This window comes from Billgrantia aerodenitrificans (assembly GCF_021404405.1).
GTDB classification, from domain to species: Bacteria; Pseudomonadota; Gammaproteobacteria; order Pseudomonadales; family Halomonadaceae; genus Halomonas; species Halomonas aerodenitrificans.
The window spans coordinates 16085-37522 of the sequence record NZ_JABFTV010000004.1 but is presented as its reverse complement, the minus strand read 5'-3'; the positions used below and the strand labels follow the sequence as shown (position 1 = coordinate 37522).

The window sequence follows — 21438 nt, the reverse complement described above, 5'->3', positions numbered from 1 at the left end:
CGGTATCGCCATGGCCCGCTCCCGCCTCCCATCCGGTTTTCGATTCCCCATGCCCGGCAGCGCGCTGCTCGCCGCCTGGCGGGAAGGCTACGGCCTGGCCGAGCTCAAGCGCGACCTGCTGGCCGGTCTGACCATCGGTATCGTCGCGGTGCCACTCTCCATGGCTCTGGCCATCGCCACCGGTGTGCCGCCACAGCATGGGCTGTATACCGCCATCGTGGCCGGTGCCATCATCGCCCTCACCGGCGGCTCGCGCTTCAATATCTCCGGCCCCACTGCCGCCTTCGTGGTCATCCTGTTCCCCATCGTCGCCAGTCATGGGCTCGGCGGGCTGCTGATCGCCACGCTGATGGCAGGGCTGATCCTAGTGGCGCTGGGGCTGGCGCGCCTGGGCAACCTGATCCAGTTCGTGCCCTATCCGGTGGTGCTCGGCTTCACCGCCGGCATCGCCGTGGTGATCGCGCTGCTGCAGCTGCCCGACTTTCTCGGGCTCGACGGCGTCGAGCTCGGCGACAGCACACTGCACAACCTGGCCGCCATCGTACGCGCCGCACCGGGGGTGGCGCCGGCCGAGTTGGGTATCGGCCTGATCACGCTGGCCACGCTGATCCTGTGGCCGCGCTTGAAGCTGCCGGTGCCGGCGCCGCTGGTGGGACTGGCGGTGGGCACGCTGGTTGCCCTGGGCGCCACCTGGTGGGGCATGGAAATCGAGACCATCGCTTCGCGTTTCAGCTGGGAATACCAGGGCCAGAGCGGCAGCGGCATTCCGCCCTTCGCCCCCGGTCTAGTGATGCCCTGGCGGCTGCCGGGGCCGGACGGTCTGCCGCTCACGGTGGATTTCGCCCTAATCCGCGAGCTGCTCGGCCCGGCCTTGGCCATCGCCATGCTGGCGGCCATCGAGTCGCTGCTCTGCGCGGTGGTGGCCGACGGCCTGACGCGCACCCGCCACGACCCCAATGCCGAACTGATCGGCCAGGGGCTGGGCAACATTGCCGCACCTTTCTTCGGCGGCATCACCGCCACCGCGGCACTGGCGCGCACGGCCACCAACGTGCGCAGCGGCGCCTTCTCGCCGCTGGCCGCGGTGATTCATGCGCTGGTCGTGCTGCTGGCGGTAGTGGCGCTGGCGGGCGTGCTGGCCCTGGTGCCGATGGCGGCGCTTGCCGCGCTGCTGTTCATCATCGCCTGGAACATGAGCGAGGCGCGCCACTTCATGCACACCTTGAAGAGCGCGCCGGGCAGCGACGTCGCCATCCTGGTGATCTGCTTCCTGCTCACGGTGGTGTTCGACATGGTGCTGGCGGTGGCGGTCGGCATCGGCCTTGCCGCGGCGCTGTTCATTCGCCGCATGGCCCACCTGACCCATGCGCGACGCCTGGAACCGGGCCTCGACGAGGAGAGCCGCGACCTGCCCCGTCAGGTGGCGCTCTACGACATCAACGGACCGCTGTTCTTCGGCGCCGCGGAGAAGGCCGTATCGTCGCTGCGGGTGGTGGACCCCGACGTGCGGGTGGTGATGCTCGACATGCGCGACGTGCCGAGCCTGGATGCCACCGCCATCGTCGCCCTGCAGTCGCTGGTCGAGGAGCTGAGTACGCGCCAGGTGGGGCTGATCTTCATCGGTATGCCGGCGCGCATGGTGCTCAAGCTCAAGCGTGCCGGGGTCAAGCGTCAGGCCGGTCGTCTGGCCGCCGTGCGCCAGCCCGCCCAGGCCCGCCGGCTGGCCGAGCAGTGGCTAGCCACGCCGGCCGCTTGAAACGCGCTACTCGCCCTGCAGCGTGGCGATCAGCCGCCGCGCGCCACCGTGGTCTCGGTGCTCGCCGAGCCAGATGCCTTGCCAGGTGCCCAGCGCCAAGCGGCCGTCGCGCACCGCCAGGGTCAGTTGGGTGCCGAGCAGGCTGGCGCAGACGTGGGCGGGCATGTCGTCCGGCCCCTCCAGGGTGTGGCGGAAATAGGGCAGATCCCCCGGGATACGCTCGCGCAGGAAGGCGTCGAGGTCGTGACGCACGTCCGGGTCGGCGTTCTCGTTGAGGGTCAGCGAGGCCGAGGTGTGCAGCAGCTGCAAGTGCAGCAGGCCGACCCTCACCTCGCGCAACTCGGCCAGCGCCCTGGTTATCTCGTCGGTGATCAGGTGAAAGCCGCGCGAGCGCGGCGCCAGGCGCAGCTCCTGCTGATGCCACATGGCGACTCTCCTCGTCGGTGGCTTGGACGGATGTTCGTCCATGCTAGCGGGTCTGTCGGCTAGGCCCAAATCAGCTGCAAAAAAAGGCGCGACCGAGGTCGCGCCTGAACGCCGCCAGCTCAGGCGACGAGAGAGCAATCTTTCAGCTGGCCAGATCGAGCACCACCCGGCCTTCGATCTTGCCTTCGTGAAGTCGCTGGAAGACGTCGTTGATGTTCTCCAATCGGTCGGTGCTCACCGTGGCCTTGACCTTGCCCTCGCCAGCGAAGTCGAGCGATTCCTGCAGGTCCTGGCGGGTGCCGACGATGGAGCCACGCACGGTGATGCCATTGAGCACGGTCTCGAAGATCGGCAGCGGGAAGTCACCGGGCGGCAGGCCGTTGAGCGAGATGGTGCCGCCGCGGCGCACCATGCCCTGAGCCTGCTCGAAGGCCTTGGGCGACACCGCCGTGACCAGCACTCCGTGGGCGCCACCAATGGTCTTCTTGAGATAGGCCACCGGGTCGGTCTTGGCCGCGTTGACCGTGACGCTGGCCCCCAGACGCTCGGCCAGCGCCAGCTTGGCGTCGTCGATGTCCACGGCGGCCACGTTGAGCCCCATAGCCTTGGCGTACTGCACTGCCATGTGACCCAGGCCGCCGATGCCCGAGATGACCACCCACTGGCCGGGGCGGGTGTCGGTGACCTTGAGCCCCTTGTAGACAGTGACGCCGGCGCACAGCACCGGGGCGATTTCGACGAAGCCGACGTTGTCCGGCAGGTGGCCGGCATAGTCCGCCACCGCCAGGGTGTAGTCGGCGAAGCCGCCATTCACCGAATAGCCGGTGTTCTGCTGCGACTCGCACAGGGTTTCCCAGCCGCCCAGGCAGTGCTCGCAGTGGCCGCAGGCGGAGTGCAGCCAGGGTACGCCGATGCGGTCGCCCTCTTTCAGGTGCTTGACCCCGGCGCCAACGGCGGCGACGTGTCCCACACCCTCGTGGCCGGGAATGAAGGGGGGATTGGGTTTGACCGGCCAGTCGCCGTGGGCGGCGTGCAGGTCGGTATGGCACACGCCGGAGGCGGCGATCTTGACCAGCACCTCGCCGGGACCGGGACGCGGTACCTCGACCTCTTCGATGGCCAACGGTTCGCCAAACTTGCGCACCACGGCGGCTCTCATCGTCTTGTCCATAGCCTTGCTCTCCTTATCTCCTGTCGTGTCGGACGGCAGTTGCCGAAGACGGAATCAACGCAATCGCCAGGGCCTGGAGTGGTGGGCCACTCTCGAAAAAAAGGAAGGACGCCGCCCGGTCGGGCGGCGTGGTTCACGACATGCTGGCTCAGAAGAAGCCGAGCGGATTGATGTCGTAGCTGACCAGCAGGTTCTTGGTCTGCTGGTAGTGCTCGAGCGCCACCTTGTGGGTCTCGCGGCCGACGCCGGACTTCTTGTAGCCGCCGAAGGCGGCGTGAGCCGGGTACTGGTGGTAGCAGTTGGTCCACACGCGGCCGGCCTGGATGCCGCGGCCCATGCGGAAGGCGACGTTGATGTCGCGGCTCCACACCCCGGCGCCGAGGCCGAACTCGGTGTCGTTGGCGATGGCCAGGGCCTCGGCCTCGTCCTTGAAGGTGGTCACCGCCACCACCGGGCCGAAGATCTCCTCCTGGAACACGCGCATCTTGTTGTTGCCCTTGAGCAGGGTCGGCTGGATGTAGTAGCCCTTGTCATAGGCCGGGTCGAAGCTCTCCTTGTCGCCGCCGGTGAGGAACTCGGCACCCTCTTCGCGGGCGATGTCCATGTAGGACATGATCTTGTCGAACTGCTCCTGGGAGGCCTGAGCGCCGACCTGAACGTCGGTGTCCAGCGGATTGCCACGCTTGATCTTGCCCACCCGCTCCATGACCTTGGCCATGAAGGCGTCGTAGATGTCTTCATGGATCAGCGCCCGCGACGGGCAGGTACACACTTCACCCTGGTTGAAGAACGCCAGCACCAGACCCTCGGCGGCCTTCTCGATGAACGCCGGTTCGGCGTCCATGATGTCGGCGAAGTAGATGTTGGGCGACTTGCCGCCCAGCTCCACGGTGGAAGGAATGATGTTGTCGGCGGCGCACTTGAGGATGTGCGCTCCCACCGGGGTGGAGCCGGTGAAGGCGATCTTGGCGATGCGCTTGCTGGTGGCCAGCGCCTGGCCCGCCTCGGCGCCGTAGCCGTTGACCACGTTGACCACGCCCGGCGGCAGCAGGTCGCCGACCAGCTTCATCAGCTCGAGCACGGAAGCCGGGGTCTGCTCGGCGGGCTTGAGCACCACGCAGTTGCCGGCGGCCAGGGCCGGGGCCAGCTTCCACACCGCCATCAGCAGCGGGAAGTTCCACGGGATGATCTGGCCCACCACGCCCAGCGGCTCGTGGAAGTGATAGGAGACGGTGTTGGCGTCGATGTCGGCGGCGGTGCCTTCCTGAGCGCGGATACAGCCGGCGAAGTAGCGGAAGTGGTCGATGGCCAGCGGCAGGTCGGCGTTGAGGGTCTCGCGCACCGCCTTGCCGTTGTCCCAGGTTTCGGCAACGGCGAGTTTCTCCAGGTTCTGCTCGATACGGTCGGCCATCTTGAGCAGGATGTTGCTGCGCTCGGTGGCGGAGGTCCGGCCCCAGGTAGGAGCGGCGGCATGGGCGGCATCCAGCGCCTTGTCGATGTCCTCGGCGGTGGAGCGTGGAATCTGGCAGAACACTTCGCCGTTGACCGGGCTGACGTTGTCGAAGTACTGGCCCTTGACGGGGGGGACGAACTCGCCGCCGATGTAGTTGCCGTAGCGCTGTTCGAAGGTGATGACGGAACCGGGCTGACCGGGATTGGCGTAGATCATGATGCTAGCTCCTGATTGAGTTGTTCTTGCTCGGCAATGCAGAGAAAGGCTGCTTGCTTTCGGGTCGTCGGTGCTGTCGGGTACTGCCCCGGCTCACTCGACCGACCCGCCAGGAAGCGAGTCTTGTAGCCAGTGTAGATACCCTTTGAAGGCCTGCCCCATACTTCATTTGAAGGAGGATGGGGTGGCCTTTGGTAGTAGCCTGCCGGGCCCGGTTGCGGCCCGGCGGGCAACGCTTTCGCCCCCTCTTACTGCGCGTACTCACGCGGCAGCTTGAAGGTCCACAGCATGCCACCCTGGTTGAAGTTCTTGATCACCTCGGCCACCTCGCCGCCCCACAGTGGCACCGCACCGCCCCAGCCGGATACCACCGAGACGTACTGCTCGCCATCCATCTCCCAGGTAATCGGCGTCGCCACCACGCCGGAGCCGGTGTTGAAGCCCCACAGCTCCTCGCCGGTGGTGGCATCGAATGCCTTGAGATAGCCCTCCGGCGTACCGGTGAAGACCAGGTTGCCGGCGGTGGTCATCACGCCGCCCCACAGCGGGGCGCGATTCTCATGCCGCCAGACTTCTTCGCCGGTGCGCGGATCGACCGCCCGCAGCACGCCGATGTAGTCGTCGTTGGCGGGCCGGATGGTGAAGCCAGCGCCCAGGTAGGCCGCCCCCTTGCGGTAGGAGACCGGCTCGTTCCAGATATCCATCATCCACTCGTTGGAGGGGATGTAGAAAAGGCCGGTGTCCTGGCTGTAGGCCATGGGGTTCCAGTTCTTGGCTCCCAGGAAGGCCGGATAGGCTTGCACCGACTCGCCGCGCTCGCCCTCGACGTCGGCCGGATTGCCCGGGCGCCCACCCTCGGTGAAGATCGGCCGGCCGCTCTCGTCCAGGCCTTCCGCCCAGGTGATCTTGTCGGCGAAGGGGAAACCGCGAATGAACTCGCCGTTCTCACGGTTCAGCACGTAGAAGAAGCCGTTGCGATCCGCCGTGGCCGCCGCCTTGATCACGCTGCCGTTATCCTCGTAGTCGAACGAGATCACCTCGTTGACGCCGTCGTAGTCCCAGCCGTCGTTGGGCGTGGCCTGGAAGTGCCACTTGATGCTGCCGTCGTCGGGATCGATGGCCAGCCGTGAGGAGCTGTAGAGGTTGTCGCCGGGGCGCAGGTGAGAGTTCCACGGCGCCGGGTTGCCGGTGCCGATCAGCAGGGTATGGGTGTCGGCGTCGTAGAAGCCGCCCAGCCAGGGGGCGCCGCCGCCCTGCTGCCACATGTCGCCCGGCCAGGTCTGCCCGGCCTCGCCGCCGGTGATGCCGTGCTCCACCGCTTCGCCGTTCTCGTAGACGTAGCCCATGTGGCCCTCGATCACCGGCCGGGTCCACAGTTCGTCGCCGGTCTCGGCATCGAAGGCGAAGATCGTGCCCACCACGCCGAATTCACCTCCGGCCACCCCGGTGATCAGCTTGCCGTCGATCACGATGGGCGCCGCCGTGATAGAGTGCCCCGCCTGATAGTCGGCCACGCGCTTGATCCACTGCACCCGGCCGGTCTCGCGGTCCAGCGCCACCAGACGCGCGTCCAGGGTGCCGAAATAGACCTTGTCGCCATAGATGGCGGCACCGCGGTTGATCACGTCGCAGCAGGGCATGATCCCATCCGGCAGACGCGCCTCGTACTGCCAGATCTGTTCACCGGTATAGGCATCCACCGCCCAGATACGCGAGTAGGAGCCGGTCACGTACATCACGCCGTCCTTGACCAGCGGCTGGGACTCCTGGCCCCGCTGCTTCTCGCCACCGAAGGAGAAGGCCCACACCGGCCTGAGTTGATGAACGTTGTCGGTATTGAGTGTCGTCAGCGGGCTGTAGCGCTGGCCGTGCAGGCCCATGCCATTGGTGACCACCTGATCGGTGGCGAGGTGGTCGTTGAGCATGTCGTCGAAGGTGACGGCCTGGGCCTGGGCGGAAATGGCCAGGGCAAGGGCCGTCAGGGCAAACGGTCGAGACAGCTTGCCGATGGGAAATGACTGAGTCATGACGCTCTCCGGAGGGGCAGTAGGTCAACAGGATTGTTATTCGCTCCAGCGCCGCTCCTGCCAGGCGCTTCACGACTCAATGTGTGCCATGTGTAACGGGCCAACCATGGCCAACAGGGACGACATGCTCTCCTCACTTGGTCGTAAGACTCTTATTGAAAAGATCGCTGCGATACTGTCGCATAGCCAATGTCGTCGCCTTTTTGTCAGCCATTACTTACACGCTGATCAGAGAAAAACGACAGAAGCTTCCGGGAGGGGATGGTATTTTTCTCATTCGCTAAAGCAACCACTAATGCAGCATCGGGCGTACACGCGATGCTCGGCAACACGGACGTAGGGAGGTGTCATGGCGCACGCAACCGGACTGCAGTTCACCCTGACCCTGCCCGGCGTCGATGACGTGGCGGTGGTGGACTTCATCCACCGCGAGGCGCTTTCCAAGCCGTTCGAACTGATCCTCAACCTGGCCAGCCGCCACGGTGACCTGGACGCCGCAGCGCTGCTCGACCGCGAAGCCTGTCTCACGATCTGGCAGGACGGCGAGCCGCTGCGCCGGGTGCATGGGGTGATCAGCGAGTTCGGCCGCGGCGACCGCGGCCATCGCCGTACCTTCTATTCGCTGGTGCTGCGCCCCTCCCTGTGGCGTCTCTCGCTGCGTCAGAACTCGCGTATTTTCCAGCAGCTTTCACCGCTGGTGATCATCGAGACCCTGTGCGCGGAGCGTGGCCTGCACGACATCGCTTTCGCCGTGACACGCGAACCCGAGGTTCGGGAGTTCTGCGTGCAATATCGCGAATCCGACCTGGCCTTCATCGAGCGCCTGGCCGCCGAAGAGGGGCTGTGCTACTTCCACGAGTTCAGCGACAGCGGTCATCGTCTGGTGTTCGCCGATGCGCCCCACGTGCTCGGCGACCTCGGGCCGCGCACCTATCACAGCCGCGCCGGCGGCACCGCGCCCAGCCGGCACGTGCGCCAACTGCGCCAGCTCGCCCGGGTGGCGCCCTCCTCGGCGACCCTCAAGGATTACTCCTTCAAGCAGCCCGCCTATGATCAGCTGCATGAACACGTCGGTCAGGACGTGGAAGCACTCGGTCAACGTGGCGTCGCCGATCAGGGCTACGAGCACTACGACTATCCCGGCCGCTACAAGCAGGATGCCTCCGGCCAGCCCTTCACCCGCGTGCGCCTCGAGTCGCTGCGCCACGAGGCACTCACGGCCGAGGCGATCAGCGACCTGCCCGAGTTTGCCCCCGGCGCTCGCTTCGAGCTGACCGACCACGATGCCGCCAGCCTCAACCGCGACTGGCAACTGATCGCGGTCACCCATTACGGCAAGCAGCCCCAGGCCCTGGAAGAGGACGGTATCGTCCTGAACGGTGAGCAGGGGGCGGCCGACGACGCGGGCATGACGCGCTACCACAACGAACTGTTGCTGACCCCCGGCGACATCGCCTGGCGCCCCAGGCCCAATCCCAAGCCGCGGGTCGACGGCCCCCAGATCGCCTTCGTGGTCGGGCCGGCAGGGGAAGAGATCTACTGCGACGAATACGGCCGGGTCAAGGTACAGTTCCCCTGGGACCGCGACGCTGCGCCCGATGAAACCGCCAGCGCCTGGATCCGGGTCGCCCAGGGTTGGGCCGGCAGCGGCTACGGCAGCATGGCGATTCCCAGGATCGGCCATGAGGTGATCGTCAGCTTCCTCGAGGGCGATCCGGATCAGCCGCTGATCACCGGGCGTACCTACCACGCGACGAACCTACCGCCTTATCCGCTGCCCGTCCACAAGACCCGCACCACCATCAAGACCCAGACCCACCAGGGTGAGGGCAGCAACGAGCTGACCTTCGAAGACTTGGCCGGCGAAGAGTTCATCTACGTGCATGCCCAGAAGAACCTGGAGCTGCACGTCAAGAACTCGCGGCAGAAGCGCGTGGAGTACGACGACAGCGCCACCATCGGCCACGACTCCACTCTCGCCGTCGCCAACGACCGCATCGAAACCATCGAGGGCAACCGCGACGTCACCGTCGGCGCCAACCTCAGTGAAAAGATCGACGGCGAACGCGGCCTGCGCGTCGGCAGCAGCTTCCAGACCCACGCCGGGGGCGACATCACTCTCAAGGCCGATGGCGAGATCGTGCTCGACGCCGCGAAGATCACCCTGGTGGCGGGCGGTGCCGCGCTGGTCGTTGCGGACGGTCGCGTCGACGTCACCCCGCATCTCAACGTCGGCTCCGCTTCCCCGGGAGCCGCCGCCCTGCCGCCCATTCCCGCCGTGCTGGAAGCGGCCGCCGGAGAAGGCAGCCCCTTCGTCTCCCACTGCCCGCTGCTAGGGTAACCCATGTCGTCCTATGACTACTGGACCGGGCGCTGCCACCTGCGTGCCGGCTCGCCGGCGGCGAGACGCTGGCAGGCCGCTACCGACGAGGCCATGGTCACCGTAGTGGTACGGGCCGAATCGGAAGACGACATGCGCACCCGATTGCAGCAAACCCTCGACGGCGAAGGACTCACGCTGGAACGCCTCGACGCAGTGCAAACCCTGCTGCAACGCTTTCGCCGCGAAGGCATGTCGAAAACGCTGATCGACCTGGCGGAGGCGCTCTCACCGCGTACCCCGGTAGCCTTCGGCGAGATGCTTCCACTGCTGTCGATACCCACAGCGCCACAAGAGGCTTCCCGCCCGCCGCCGCCCCCGGTCCGCTACGACGAGATCGCCTGGGCGGACCTCTTCACCCCCACCTCGCCACCGCTGTGGGCGGTGATCGACGGCGTCAACTGTCGCGAGGCCATGCAACGGCTCGCCGCTGCCGAGGTCCAGAGCGCCTGCCTCTACGCCACCACCGACGCCGCCACCCGCGCCATCGCCCCCTGGCTGGTCCGGCTCGAACCCGACAGCGAGATCCGTCACTGGCTGGCAGGCCTGCCCCAGGCGCAGCACTGGGGCCTGCTGCTGCAGTCCCACGCCACCCTGAAGCAGCTGCGCAGCCACCTGCGCAAGTTCACCATGCTGTGGACCCCGGCCAACGACCAGGCCCCGGTCTACTTCCGCTTCTACGACCCGCGCGTGGCGCTGGACATGGCCCAGGCGCTGGCCCCCTGGAAACTGGCCGCCCTCATGGCCCCGCTGGACACGCTCATCGTCGGACTCTCGCCCCTGATGAACGTGCCCGACGCGGCCAACCTCAGCGACCCGCCCCACTTCGCCGCCACGCCCCAGGAAGTACAGGGGCGCCTGCTGCGGCTGGCGCTGAATGACCCCGAGACCGAGCGCCACGGCGAGGCCACTCCCATCACCCCCGGGCGCAGCTTCGCCATTGACCCAACCGAGTTCACCCGTTTCGGCGCCCTGCAGACAACCCGGGCACAGCGCAAGCTGGCCAGGGAACTCATGGAACCCTATGCCACGACCCCGCTGGCGGACCTCCTGGCCGCGGTCGAGGCTGCCGGCAGGCTGGGGCAAACCTACCGGCTCGTCTCGAAGCAACAGATCAAGACCCTGGCGAAGTGCTGCCTGGAACTGGGCGACGACTTCCTCCAGCACCACCCGGACGCCAGGGAGATACTCGAACATCCGCACATGGCCGGCTGGCGAAAGCGCGACCTGCTGGAGGCGTGGCTGCCCCGCGGGCGCATCAGGCATGCCCTCTTGGCACCGTATCGCGATCAGGAAAGTGAGATGCAGAACGACAATTTTCGGCCCATCGTCAGCGAGGAGCGGTCATGAGCTATGTGCCCACGATTGAAGACATTGCCTACCTGGCCATGCATCAGCCGGACAAGTTTACCAGTGCCGAGCAGACATTACGGTCCATGAGCCATGCGCTTAGAAACGGGAATGGCAATGTCGACCAAACAACCCAGGTAACCGTACGGAGACACTACGCGAATTACCAGCTCAATGGCGGCCAGCCGCTAACCGAAAGCCCCATTCCTCGTACTAGTGGCTCAGCAGAGGAAGATGGGCCAGACACGGAATTTGCGGCCACCTGTGTGCAGTGCACGCAGGACGACGGATGCTGCATCAAGGCTGGCAGCGTGATTGACAAGAGCCACCCATCCCGCAAGGTTGAATGGCCTCCCGTCGATGGAGCCACGACCCTACTGGTCGTTGCCGAACTGCAAGGCACTCAGCTCATTTCCGACGTGTTGGTAAACTGGGAGGGAGAAGAAAATTGTCTCGCAGGCCGCTCGGATAAACCCTGTCTGTTGACGAGTGGACTGGCGGATGGCCGGCACCAGATTACGGAAAGTACCAGCGAAGCTTCCGTCGCCTATCAGCAGCACTTGAGTCTGGCCTTGGCGCTGGGGGATTTCATTCCTCACGACGTCACGCTGGCGCTGTTGGCCTTTGACAGCCTCATGAGTCTCAATGCACTGAACAACCAGGGTGGAAGAGCGAGCTTTCAGCCGAACCAGTGCTGGCCGGGCAAGGATGTCAAGGAAGCTCTGACGGTCATCCCCTATCCCTGCACCAAGCTGGATGGCGACGTCACCCTGGCCGTGGAAACGTCCTTCATGACCCATGGCGTGTCCGCTCAGGTGGAGGCCAAAGGGACACTAAGCGGGCAGTACGGCCGCTATGAACTGACACTGGAAGGCAGCGCCGACTCGACGGGGCATTCTCAAGAGAGCATTCCTAGAGAAAACGATGCGCCGGGGCTTGTGGGCATGATCGTCAATACCATTCAGACCATGGATCGGTACATTTCCATGGGAAGCTCAAATGACGGTATCAGGCGCAACAGCTCGAACATGGGCTCGGGCGTCATCCTCAGTAAATCCCTCACCTTCCAACCAACGGGATTCGAACTCGCCCCGGTCGCAGGCAGTCCGGACCTGGAAGTCAAAATCGGCAGTCTGAATTCCACACTGAGCGTGGGCGTCACGGGGCGGATCGACCTGATCGAAGCCGTTTCGGCTGCACTGCTTTCTCCCGCCGGCAGGGATATGGTGCAGAATGCCCGTGCGCGTATGGAGGCAGGTGAAAACGTCAACGCTACCATCCAGGGTAATCTTCAGCTCAGCGCCATGGGATCGTTGACACACACAGTAAACGGGAGCGGTGGGGAGAGCGTGGCCACCTACCGGATTCCCGCTTCGGGTGAGCCGAGCGAGGCCATCTTCAATGGCATCGCTCAAGAATTCACCGGAGAGCTGAAGATCCTGGGCCTGGCAGAACTCAAGCTCCATGTGGAGGGCCGGGTCTTCATTCTCTCCGCCCAGGCAGGTGCGCGCGGCTCCATTCACACCTCCTGGACCTGGGAGGTACGCTCGCGCGATGGCGTGAGGGAGAAGCGTTATATCTTCGAAGGGGTCAAGGTCAGTGGGGAAGCCTATGCTGAAGTCGACTTTAGAAGAGGAGAAGACACTGATGATAGTCAAAGCTTGGGGATTGAATCACAAACAGGACTTGCAGACTCAAGGCTAGAAGGAGAAGCTCAAGTCTCGGACCTGTTTGACAGGGTAAGGTCCGCTATTGACAACTCCAACCGGCAAGCAGCTGGAGATATTGAAGGTTTCAATCCCAACCCAAGAGGGGATGATGGCAATGGGAAGACGATCTGGGAGCCGGATCCAAAGGAGCCCGAATGGGTGCCGTTTTAAGCTTCTATATTCATTGTTTTTTTCATGCTTTTTACTGTTACAGGGGACGGCAATGGCTCATCCGATTGAGCGTGAATATTGGGTAAATATCCATACACAGGGCTCCGCCTGGACTCTGCGCATCAATGACCTAAAAATTTGGTCCTATGGTCGAACTGGTCATCAGAGTATCTCCTACCCTATTAGTACAAATATCAAGAACGGGCATAATACGGTTTCCTTAATCTTTGCCCCTTTGATAAGCCAAGACCCCGAGACGGGAGAGTTTCTTCAAGGTCCTAAGCCGGATTTCTGGGTTGACGTTTCCATTGAAGCAATCAATACCCGGACGCAAGAGAAAGAACGCCTCAACACTCTACTGTTGCGCTACGATATGGAGACCGGCGAGCTGGTAACTTACGACGAGCCCGTGGGGAGTGACAGAGCCGTCCATGAAACCGAACACCTGCGTACCAATGGCGAGTTCCACGTCAGCTCGCCAGATATTCTGGTGCTTGGCAGCGGTGAGTCTATCAATGCTGAACGAGTAGATATGAGCTTCCGTGTCTTCGATCCCATCCCTGATTTTCATTGGCGTGATGAGGCCACGGAGTTAGAGGACACACCGCTGATGCGCCATGAGTTACGGCAGGCCTATCAGGAACTTTACCGTCTTTTCGAGGCAGGCGATACCGAAGCCATTCTGCGCAAGGCAGGGCCGGTCTGGGACCGCGCTGGCCTGCTGATGGCTGGTGGCAAGAGCGCTAGAGAGTATTCAGAATCGATGCCCATTGGTTCGCAACTGATTAGCATGCGTCGTGAGCCAGACGGACCGCGCCTGGAGCCATTGAGACTCGCTGACGATCCTTTGAGCGACAGCCTGGAGTTCATGGGTAACGGTCGTCTCGTCAGCATCCGACCAAGCCCTCTGCGCTGGTCTTATCCTGATCAGCCAAACAAAGAAGCACATACCATGCCCTTCGTGTTCTACCGCACCGCTGCCGGAGAGTGGCGCATTGCCACTATAGACTAATGAAACCAGTAGCACGCAAAGGCGATCTGCATCGCTGCCCCATTCCCGGCCACGGCGTGACGGAAATCGTCTCGGGCTCGCCCTCTGAGGTAGAGGGCCAGCCCGTGGCTCGGGTAGGCGACAAGACCGGCTGCGGCGCCACCATCATCGAAGGGGCGAGCAGTTCCACCACCGATGGAAGGCCTACGGCTTATCTTGGCTGCAAGACGGATCATGGTGGAGAGATCATTACCGCCTCGGGCAAGGCAAAGGTTCAGCCGTGACAAGGCTATCGAAGTTCCTGGTCCTTGTAGTGCTTGCCATGCTCGCCTGGCAAGGATCGGCAATGGCTAACAATTTCGAGTATCGATACAACGCTTATATTCACACCGAGGGATCCGCTTGGTCCCTTCGGGTCAATGATATTTATGTGCGTGACAATGTCGATGTTCCCTATGCAGATTATTCACCAAATATCGGCTTGAACCTCCGTCCTGGAAAAAACACCCTTTCTCTACTTTTCTCTCCTATTACCGGGCAGGACCCGAGTACCGAAGAGTATCTCTATTCCCTACATGATGGAGTGGCGATCGACATTGCGGTCGAGCGTTATCAATGGACGACCCAGGAGCGGGAGCGCATTCACCCTATTCGCATCCGCTACAACGAGGCGGAAGGCAGGTTCGAACATCTCGAACTCACTGCCAGTGGCGAGGAGCGTGTGCTAGAACAGCCGCACCTGCGTAGCAATGGTCGCATGCAACTCTCCGAATTTGATGACATCATTTTTGGTGGTGGTCAGACGATTGATGGCTATCGTCTGGACATCACTTTTACCGTCGATGATCCCATCCCGGCCTTTCACTGGGAGCGGGAAGCCGTCGTGCTGGAGGATACTCCTGAACTGCGCCGTGAGCTACGCGATGCCTATCGGCATATTCATGGTTTGATTTCAAGAAATGATACAGAGGCGATCTTTCAAGAGGTTGAGCCAGTCTGGGAGCGTACGGCATATATGCTGACGGAGAGAAACTCCGCTCGTGATTTCATCGAAAACACTCAACATGGTTTGGCTGGATACGAGCGGGTGGGTCCAGGAGGTGAGGTATTGCAGCCTCTCTACTGGGGTGATAACCCGCAGGAAGATCAGTTGGAGTTTCTGGATAACGGTCGTCTAGTTCGGATCCGTCCCAATCCCATTCTCTGGGAGCATCCCCCTGCTGGCAGCGAGCGTTTTGCCAGCTTCCCGGTGGTCTTCTACAAAACCCGCAATGGCGAATGGCGGGTGGCGGATGTGGCGACCGGCATATGAAACCCATTGCACGAAAAGGCGATCTGCATCGCTGTCCTATCCCCGGCCACGGCGTAACGGAAATCGTCTCGGGCTCGCCCTCTCAAGTCGAGGGCCAGCCCGTGGCCCGGGTGGGCGACAAGACCGGCTGCGGCGCCACCATCATCGAAGGAGCGAGCAGTTCCACCACCGATGGAAGGCCTACGGCTTACCTTGGCTGCAAGACGGACCATGGCGGCGAGATCATCACCGCCTCGGGCAAGGCAAAGGTGCAGCCATAGTCGTCTCTGTCCAACGACTGCGTGAGACTAGCAACAAAGGTGCCCAGAAGAGAGGAAGCACGAATGCGGCAACGTAATCGAGGCGCCTCACGCGAATGGACGCAGGGTGAACTGGCCCTGCTCGAGAGCCATTACCTGGCCATGACGTGGTGGGAGCTGCAGGTACGCCACTTTCCTCATCGTACCCTTGCGGCGATCAAGCGCATGGCCCACAAACAGGGGCTGAAAAAGCGGGCGGGCGCAATCACGGAGAAGCAGCCTTGGACCGAGGAAGAGCTGCTCGTGGTGGTTCAACACTTTCCCACACTCACGGCACCGGAGATTCGGCGTCGCTTTCTGCCGCACCGTACCGTCATCGCCATCCGCCACGTGGCCAAGAAATTCGACCTGAAGGCCTTTTCGGCAGAGCGCTGGACCGAACGAGATCTGGCGATTCTACGACGCGGCTTTCCTCAAGGCGGCGCTTCGCAGGTAAGAAGGGAACTGCCACATCGCACCGAGGAGGCGATCAAATTTAGGGCTCGGGCAGAAGGCCTGCGCTATGTGCCCCAAGGTGATGGCGATACAGGTGATAGATGGAGTGCCGAGGAGCTTCAGCGTCTCGAGGAGCACCGACACTTGCCTGCCGAGGAGCTGGCCAAGCTATTTCCACACCGGCCCAAGCGAGCAGTTATCAACAAGCGCTACAAGCTACGGTGGGCACCGACCCAACGATGGTCAAAGGCCGAGCTGCAGCACTTGCAAGAGAACCTGAACGCTCCTTTGGAAGTCTTGTGTCAGCTGTTTCCCCACCGCCCCCGAGATGGCGTCCGGATCAAGCGGGACCGTTTTCGGAGGCGTGAAAAAAGCCACCCAAATCTCACCTGATAGTATGAGGAGGATGGCAAGAGCCATGCGCGACAAGAAACGGCAATGAATCGGGGTCGGTGTGGTGTCATCCTCCTTCGGAAATCAGTTCGAGAGCCTCCAGCTCATAGCGCCCGTAGAGGTGCACCACGCTGCGCATCAGCTCGTGGCGAGCCACGGCAATTTCATCGAATCGTTCGGGAATCGGCAGTGCCATGACCTCGCTTGCGGTCATGCCGGCGCCGGCGGCACTGCGCAGGGTGTCGTCCAGCCAGGCTAGATAGTCGTGCATCTGCTCGAAGGGGGCCGTTCCCACCACCACCGGCCCGTGACCGGGCACCAGATAGCGGAAATCGAGCGCTTCCAGCGTACGCAGCTCCTCACGCCAGACGTCGATCCCCGGTGTGTGCGGCGTGGTCGGGGCGCGTTGGTAAAACACCATGTCGGCGGCCAACAGCACACCGGTCGTATGATCCAACAGCACCAGATCGGCGCCCGAATGCCCGCTCATGGCGATCAGCTCGATCTCCCGGCCGCCGATCGTCACTCGCCCGGGGGTCACCGCTTGCGTGGGCAGTACGACTTCGGTACCGCGCATCCAGTCGCCCAGCGCGCGGTAGAGGTTGTCCGCGAAGTCGTTGCCCTGCTCGGCAAGAAGCCGAATCGTTCCCTCCAGGGCGTGGAGGATGTCGGCATCGAAGGCCTGATTGCCGAAGACGTGGTCGGGATGGTGATGAGAGAGAAACACATGGGTGATGGGCAGCGCGGTTACCGCCTCTATCGCTTTGCGCATCTGCTCGCCATAGCGACGCGATGGCCCGGTGTCGAACACGACCACCCCTTCCTCGGTGATGAGGAAGGCGGTATTGACGATATTGCCGCCATTGGCGCGGGCAAAATCCTCCCTGGCGCCTTCGAAGACCCACACGCCCGGGGCGATCTCCAGCGGCTCGAGAGAGTAGCGATAGGCATCGGCCTGGGCGGAGAAATTCCCCACCATCAGACAGCCCAGCAGCAGCAGGACTTGGCGCATGCTCATCCCCCCAGGCGGCTTTCGGTGAGGTTGCCGCCATTGTCGCGCAGCAGCAGGGTGATGCCGGCCGGGGCGTCGTCGTGCTCCAGGTCGAAGACGAACAGCGGGTTCTCCGAGGCGGACTCCGACAGCGACATGCTGGCTAGGCGCTGTTGGCTCGCCGTGTGGCGGAGCTCCACGCTCTCGATGTTGAAGCGGGGAATGTTGGCCACCATGCCGGAATCCATGGGGTGCATCACCTGGGCCTTGAGCCGGCTACCGGCCATGCCGTCGGCCGGCGAGAACAGGGCGCCGCGCACCTGGCCGAAGCTGTTCGCCCAGTCGGGATTGCTGGCGGTGGCGCTGGGCGCAGTGCACCCGCCGCCGGCAGCCTCGACGTGAACGCTGCCGATGTGCCAGGCGTCCTGGTCGTCACGCACCGCGGCGCGCACGGTGGACGCCTGCTGAATGCGGAAGTTGAGCGCCACCGTGCGGATGTCGGCCGCCTCTGGGCGCAGGGTGAAGAGATGCGGCACCGGGTTGAGGTCCACCCAGGCGATCACCTCCTGGACGGCATGGGGAAACGCCGACAGATCGACGGTCAGCGGCACCTGGGTGGCATCCTCGGCGAAGGGCGGCGCCTTGAGTACCACCGTGTCGCTGTGGCGGATGTCGGCCCCCTCACCCAGGTAGCGGGCCAGGTTGTAGTCCCACATCGGTGAGCGAAAGGGATCCTCCGGCACCTCGGCGGCCACCGGCGTGACCGTTAGCCAGGCCAGGGCCAGCAGCCAGACGCAGCGGCACGATTCGGGTAGCAAGCGGGGCATCGCCGTCACTCCGTCTGGCCGAGTATCTCGGCGTAGAAGTCGGGCATGCGGTAGACCAGTGCATGGGCCTGGAAGATGTCGCCCAGGCTGCCCTCGCGCAGCGCACGGTCGACGATCGCCTCGACGGCATAGCCCAGCTGGCGATGGCTTTCGCGCACCGCCATGCCGATGTCCCATTGCTGGCGGGAGATGCCCGGAAACACCGCCTCGGCGAGGCGGAAATCATGCTGCGGATACTGCGCCAGATAATGTTCGAGCTCGCCGCGCATGGCCATGACCCCGGCCACCTCGCCGCGGGCCATGGCGGCGAAGGCATCTCCCACATCGCGGTAATGGCGTACGCCATCGCGCAGCTGGCCGCCCATGGTGGCCGTCAGATAAGTGGCCGGCAGGGTGTCGTACTCCGCGCCGATGCGCTGATGGCGGAAGCTGCCCAGGGTGACCTCGCCCTCGAGCCGGCCGGCATCGTAGGCGATGTCCCACTGCTCACGCTGATAAGGGCCGAACATCACCACGCTCTTGTTGATGTACTCGCCGGTGGAGTCGCGCATGTAGGAGAAGTCGCGGTCGTAGGGCACCCGCATCATCACGTCGGCCACCTGAGTGGGACGCAGATAGTGGCCGCGGGAGACACTGTTGCCAAGATCCCGCCCCAGGCTGCTGCCTGGCTTGATCCAGAAAGGCCGAAACTCCACGCCCAGCCCGGCGGCGATGGCCCGGCCGATCTCGGCATCGATACCGCGCGCCTCTCCCTGCTCGTCGCGATAGGCGTAAGGGGGAAAGTCCTGGTAGAGCCCGATGTTGATGTGCCCCGATGCCAGGACCTCATCCAGATCGCGCAGCGCAGGGCGCCGCAGCAGCTCGGCGCTGGCTTGGCTTCGCGTCACCTCGTGGGCGGTTTCGAGTGCTGCCGCCGAGAGTTCGCCCGCTCCGCTCGGCGATGCCAGCAACAGCCAGCCGAACGCCGCCAGCACGCTGATCCAGTTGCGCTTGCCCATGATGCGCTCCTCCTTCCCGGGAAATCGGTCGGTGCTCGTCTCCCCTCAGGGGGTCACCGATTCGATATAGGTCTTGATCGCCCAGATGGCGGTCTGATCGAGGTTGGACTTGAACGACGGCATCCCCCGCTCGGTGCCATTGATCACGCGCTGCAGATAGAACTCGTCGTCCCACTCCTCGAGGTTGCGCAGATCGGGGGTCAGACCGCCCGACATGGCCTGGATGCCGTGACAGACGGCGCAGTTGCCGGCGTAACCGCGCTCGCCGACTGCAACCGCCTCGTCGTAAAGGTCAGCGTGCTGGTTGCCGGGACGGAAGGGGTTTTCCATCAGCGGCGCCTCGCCCAGGTCGGGCAATCCCTTGGTGTCGACCTCCTGGGGGGTGACGTCGCCATGCCCCAGGGCAGCGCTGGCGGTGCCCAGCGACAGGGCCAGCAGCGCCACACCGGCGAGGCGTCGGGAGACGTGAACGGCGGAAGAAAGGGCAGGAAGGGGCATGCGGTTCATGGGAGCACCTGTTCTTGTGATGATTGACTCGTTGTCGTGACTGGCGGGTGGTGACTAGCTGAGTCGAGTCTGGTCACAACGCAGCGCAGCCGCATCGCCACTTTTTGCCCCTTCCCCCTCCTTCCTTGGTCGTAGTTCGCTTTTCCCGCCCTGCTCCCGTCGTAAGCCCTTGGGAGGAGCACAAGGGCCCCATGGTGGCATGGGCCATCTGCGGATGAAGTGCTGAACTGCTTCTCATCCCTCACACGAACGATCGTCATGACAACCCTCATCACGACAACTCTCATCACGACAACAAGGACAAGAACATGACTGACGCCCCCCTTACCTCACCGGTCGCACACCCCACGCACCCTACCCGCCGTCAGCTCGGCCTGGCACTACTCGCTGCGGCCCTGGGCCTCTCCTCGACCCTGGCCCTGGCGGCCGGAGATCTCGCCACCCGACCCGAACGCCTGGAACGGCTGGTGATCGGCACCGGCGAGAGCATGCTCGGCGTATCGGTACGCGAACATCACATGGAGACCGGGCAGTCCTACCGCCTGGTGATCGAGGCCACCGGCATGCAGGAGTGCGCCTGGGTGGCGCCTGCCTTCTTCAAGAACGCCTGGCTGCGCAAGATCGAGGTGGGCAACGTCGAGATCAAGGCGCCCACGCTCACCGAGCTGGAGTTCGAGCGGGAGGGCGAGGCGGAGCTGTTCTTCGTACCCATTCGCCCTGGCACCTACGAATGGGCCTGCGCCGGTCTGGAAGAGCGCGGTGTGACCGGCACCTTCATCGTGCAGTGACCTGACCTTTCACTGCCCTACAGGAGCCGATCATGAAAGAGTCCCCACTTAGCCGTTGCCTGGCCGGCGGCGTGTTCCTCGCCACCTGCCTGCTCGCCCCCCTGGCCCAGGCCGATACGCTCGAGGTGCGTTTCGGCTACCTGCAGTGGCAGCCCGACCGTGGGCCGGCGCTGGCCCGGCTGACCCCCGAGCCCGAAGACGCCGGCCTGCAGGGGGCGCAGCTGGCGATCAACGACAACCTGAGTACCGGCCGCTTTCTCGGCCAGCACTATCAACTCGAGAGCGCCATCCTGGGCAGTGAGGACGCCCTGCTGGAAGCGCTGGCCACCATGCTCGATGCCGACATCGAGTTGATCGTGCTGAACGTGCCGGCTACGACCCTGCGCAAGGCGAGCGAGATCGGCGGCGAGCGCGCCCTGCTGTTCAATGCCGGCGCGCGTGACGTCTCGCTGCGCCTCGACGAGTGCTCCCCCTATCTGCTGCACACCGTCCCCAGCCACGCCATGCTCACCGATGCCCTGGCCCAGTGGTTGAACGTGCGCCGCTGGCGCTCGGTGTTTCTGATCAGCGGAACGACCGACGACGACCGGGCCTGGGCCGAGGCCTTCCGCCGCTCGGCGCAGAAGTTCGCCTTGAACGTGGTCACCGACAAGGAGTGGACCTTCGAGGCCGACATGCGCCGCAACGCTTCCGCCGAGCTGCCGCTGTTCACCCAGGGGCCCGACTACGACGTGGTGGTGGTGGCCGACGAGCGCAACGACTTCGGCGACTTCGTGCCCTTCAACACCTGGCTGCCCAGGCCGGTGGTAGGCACCCAGGGCATGTCGCCGGACGCCTGGCACCCGGCCATCGAGGCGTGGGGGGCAGCGCAGTTGCAGAACCGCTTCGCCAAGCAGGCCGAGCGCCCCATGACCGGCACCGACTACGCCGCCTGGGCGGCGGTACGCGCCGTGGGGGAAGCCGTGACGCGCACCGAGAGCGCCGACATGGAGATCCTGCGCGACTATCTGCTCGGCGACGACTTCGAGCTGGCCGCCTTCAAGGGCCGGCCGCTGAGCTTCCGCGACTGGAACGGCCAGCTGCGCCAGCCGGTGCCGCTGGCTCACCCCAACAGCCTGGTGGCCATGGCCCCGTTCGAGGGCTTCCTTCACCAGCACACCGAGCTAGACACCCTGGGCTACGACCGTCCGGAAAGCCGCTGTCGCCTGCGCGACTGACGCCTTGCCCGCCGACCTCCT

Annotated in this window: 19 protein-coding genes; 11 read left to right on the top strand and 8 right to left on the bottom strand. The window is 64.0% G+C overall.

Annotation, left to right across the window (positions count from 1 at the left end):
• Window positions 1–49 precede the first annotated feature (49 nt).
• Window positions 50–1756, top strand: coding sequence for a C4-dicarboxylic acid transporter DauA (gene dauA, locus HOP59_RS08570; protein WP_234253572.1), 1707 nt, complete (start codon window positions 50–52; stop codon window positions 1754–1756).
• A gap of 6 nt (window positions 1757–1762) precedes the next feature.
• On the opposite strand, the gene HOP59_RS08565 is transcribed toward dauA, so the two are convergent.
• The 4 genes from HOP59_RS08565 to HOP59_RS08550 form a co-directional block, all read right to left on the bottom strand.
• Window positions 1763–2182 carry a secondary thiamine-phosphate synthase enzyme YjbQ gene (locus HOP59_RS08565; protein ID WP_234253571.1) on the bottom strand — a complete coding sequence of 140 codons (420 nt, stop codon included), beginning with the start codon at window positions 2180–2182 and terminating at the stop codon, window positions 1763–1765.
• Between the two features lie 142 nt (window positions 2183–2324).
• Window positions 2325–3353: an alcohol dehydrogenase AdhP gene (gene adhP / locus HOP59_RS08560; RefSeq protein WP_234253569.1), complete on the bottom strand. Its 1029-nt coding sequence runs from the start codon at window positions 3351–3353 to the stop codon at window positions 2325–2327.
• Window positions 3354–3501: 148 nt separating this feature from the next.
• A complete protein-coding gene (gene exaC / locus HOP59_RS08555) occupies window positions 3502–5022 on the bottom strand; it encodes an acetaldehyde dehydrogenase ExaC (protein WP_234253567.1) in 1521 nt (506 codons plus the stop codon).
• 248 nt (window positions 5023–5270) lie between these two features.
• Window positions 5271–7049, bottom strand: a complete 1779-nt coding sequence (locus tag HOP59_RS08550; protein WP_234253565.1) for a PQQ-dependent methanol/ethanol family dehydrogenase — start codon at window positions 7047–7049, stop codon at window positions 5271–5273.
• A 349-nt stretch (window positions 7050–7398) separates the two neighbouring features.
• Between HOP59_RS08550 and HOP59_RS08545 the strand changes: the two genes are divergently transcribed.
• From HOP59_RS08545 to HOP59_RS08510, 8 genes are all read left to right on the top strand, one after another.
• Window positions 7399–9390: a type VI secretion system Vgr family protein gene (locus HOP59_RS08545; protein ID WP_234253564.1), complete on the top strand. Its 1992-nt coding sequence runs from the start codon at window positions 7399–7401 to the stop codon at window positions 9388–9390.
• 3 nt (window positions 9391–9393) lie between these two features.
• Window positions 9394–10779, top strand: coding sequence for a DUF4123 domain-containing protein (locus HOP59_RS08540; RefSeq protein ID WP_234253562.1), 1386 nt, complete (start codon window positions 9394–9396; stop codon window positions 10777–10779).
• Entirely contained in the window at window positions 10776–12659 is a 1884-nt protein-coding gene (locus HOP59_RS08535) for a hypothetical protein (RefSeq protein ID WP_234253561.1), read from the top strand. The genes HOP59_RS08540 and HOP59_RS08535 overlap by 4 nt, the downstream gene beginning before the upstream one ends.
• A 52-nt stretch (window positions 12660–12711) precedes the next feature.
• A complete protein-coding gene (locus tag HOP59_RS08530) occupies window positions 12712–13671 on the top strand; it encodes a hypothetical protein (RefSeq protein ID WP_234253560.1) in 960 nt (319 codons plus the stop codon).
• Complete coding sequence (locus HOP59_RS08525; protein ID WP_234253559.1) at window positions 13671–13934, top strand: PAAR domain-containing protein; 264 nt, start codon at window positions 13671–13673, stop codon at window positions 13932–13934. The genes HOP59_RS08530 and HOP59_RS08525 overlap by 1 nt, the downstream gene beginning before the upstream one ends.
• Window positions 13935–13996: 62 nt before the next feature.
• Window positions 13997–14962: a hypothetical protein gene (locus tag HOP59_RS08520; protein WP_234253558.1), complete on the top strand. Its 966-nt coding sequence runs from the start codon at window positions 13997–13999 to the stop codon at window positions 14960–14962.
• Window positions 14959–15222, top strand: a complete 264-nt coding sequence (locus HOP59_RS08515; protein WP_159549502.1) for a PAAR domain-containing protein — start codon at window positions 14959–14961, stop codon at window positions 15220–15222. The genes HOP59_RS08520 and HOP59_RS08515 overlap by 4 nt, the downstream gene beginning before the upstream one ends.
• 63 nt (window positions 15223–15285) lie before the next feature.
• Complete coding sequence (locus HOP59_RS08510) at window positions 15286–16089, top strand: hypothetical protein (protein ID WP_234253557.1); 804 nt, start codon at window positions 15286–15288, stop codon at window positions 16087–16089.
• A 67-nt stretch (window positions 16090–16156) separates the two neighbouring features.
• On the opposite strand, the gene HOP59_RS08505 is transcribed toward HOP59_RS08510, so the two are convergent.
• Genes HOP59_RS08505 through pedF form a run of 4 tightly spaced genes read right to left on the bottom strand, consistent with a single transcriptional unit; the run spans window position 16157 to window position 19412 of the window.
• A complete protein-coding gene (locus tag HOP59_RS08505) occupies window positions 16157–17101 on the bottom strand; it encodes a quinoprotein relay system zinc metallohydrolase 1 (protein ID WP_234253556.1) in 945 nt (314 codons plus the stop codon).
• A 2-nt stretch (window positions 17102–17103) separates the two neighbouring features.
• Window positions 17104–17907 carry a quinoprotein dehydrogenase-associated SoxYZ-like carrier gene (locus HOP59_RS08500; RefSeq protein ID WP_234253555.1) on the bottom strand — a complete coding sequence of 268 codons (804 nt, stop codon included), beginning with the start codon at window positions 17905–17907 and terminating at the stop codon, window positions 17104–17106.
• A 5-nt stretch (window positions 17908–17912) separates the two neighbouring features.
• The gene (locus tag HOP59_RS08495; RefSeq protein WP_234253554.1) at window positions 17913–18905 is read right to left on the bottom strand and encodes a substrate-binding periplasmic protein; all 993 of its coding nucleotides are present in this window, start codon (window positions 18903–18905) and stop codon (window positions 17913–17915) included.
• Between the two features lie 45 nt (window positions 18906–18950).
• Complete coding sequence (gene pedF, locus HOP59_RS08490; RefSeq protein WP_234253553.1) at window positions 18951–19412, bottom strand: cytochrome c-550 PedF; 462 nt, start codon at window positions 19410–19412, stop codon at window positions 18951–18953.
• Between the two features lie 308 nt (window positions 19413–19720).
• Between pedF and HOP59_RS08485 the strand changes: the two genes are divergently transcribed.
• On the top strand, window positions 19721–20200 hold the full coding sequence (locus HOP59_RS08485; RefSeq protein ID WP_234253552.1) for a cupredoxin domain-containing protein: 480 nt from the start codon (window positions 19721–19723) through the stop codon (window positions 20198–20200).
• 32 nt (window positions 20201–20232) lie between these two features.
• On the top strand, window positions 20233–21417 hold the full coding sequence (locus tag HOP59_RS08480; RefSeq protein ID WP_234253549.1) for an ABC transporter substrate-binding protein: 1185 nt from the start codon (window positions 20233–20235) through the stop codon (window positions 21415–21417).
• The last annotated feature ends 21 nt before the right edge of the window (window positions 21418–21438 follow it).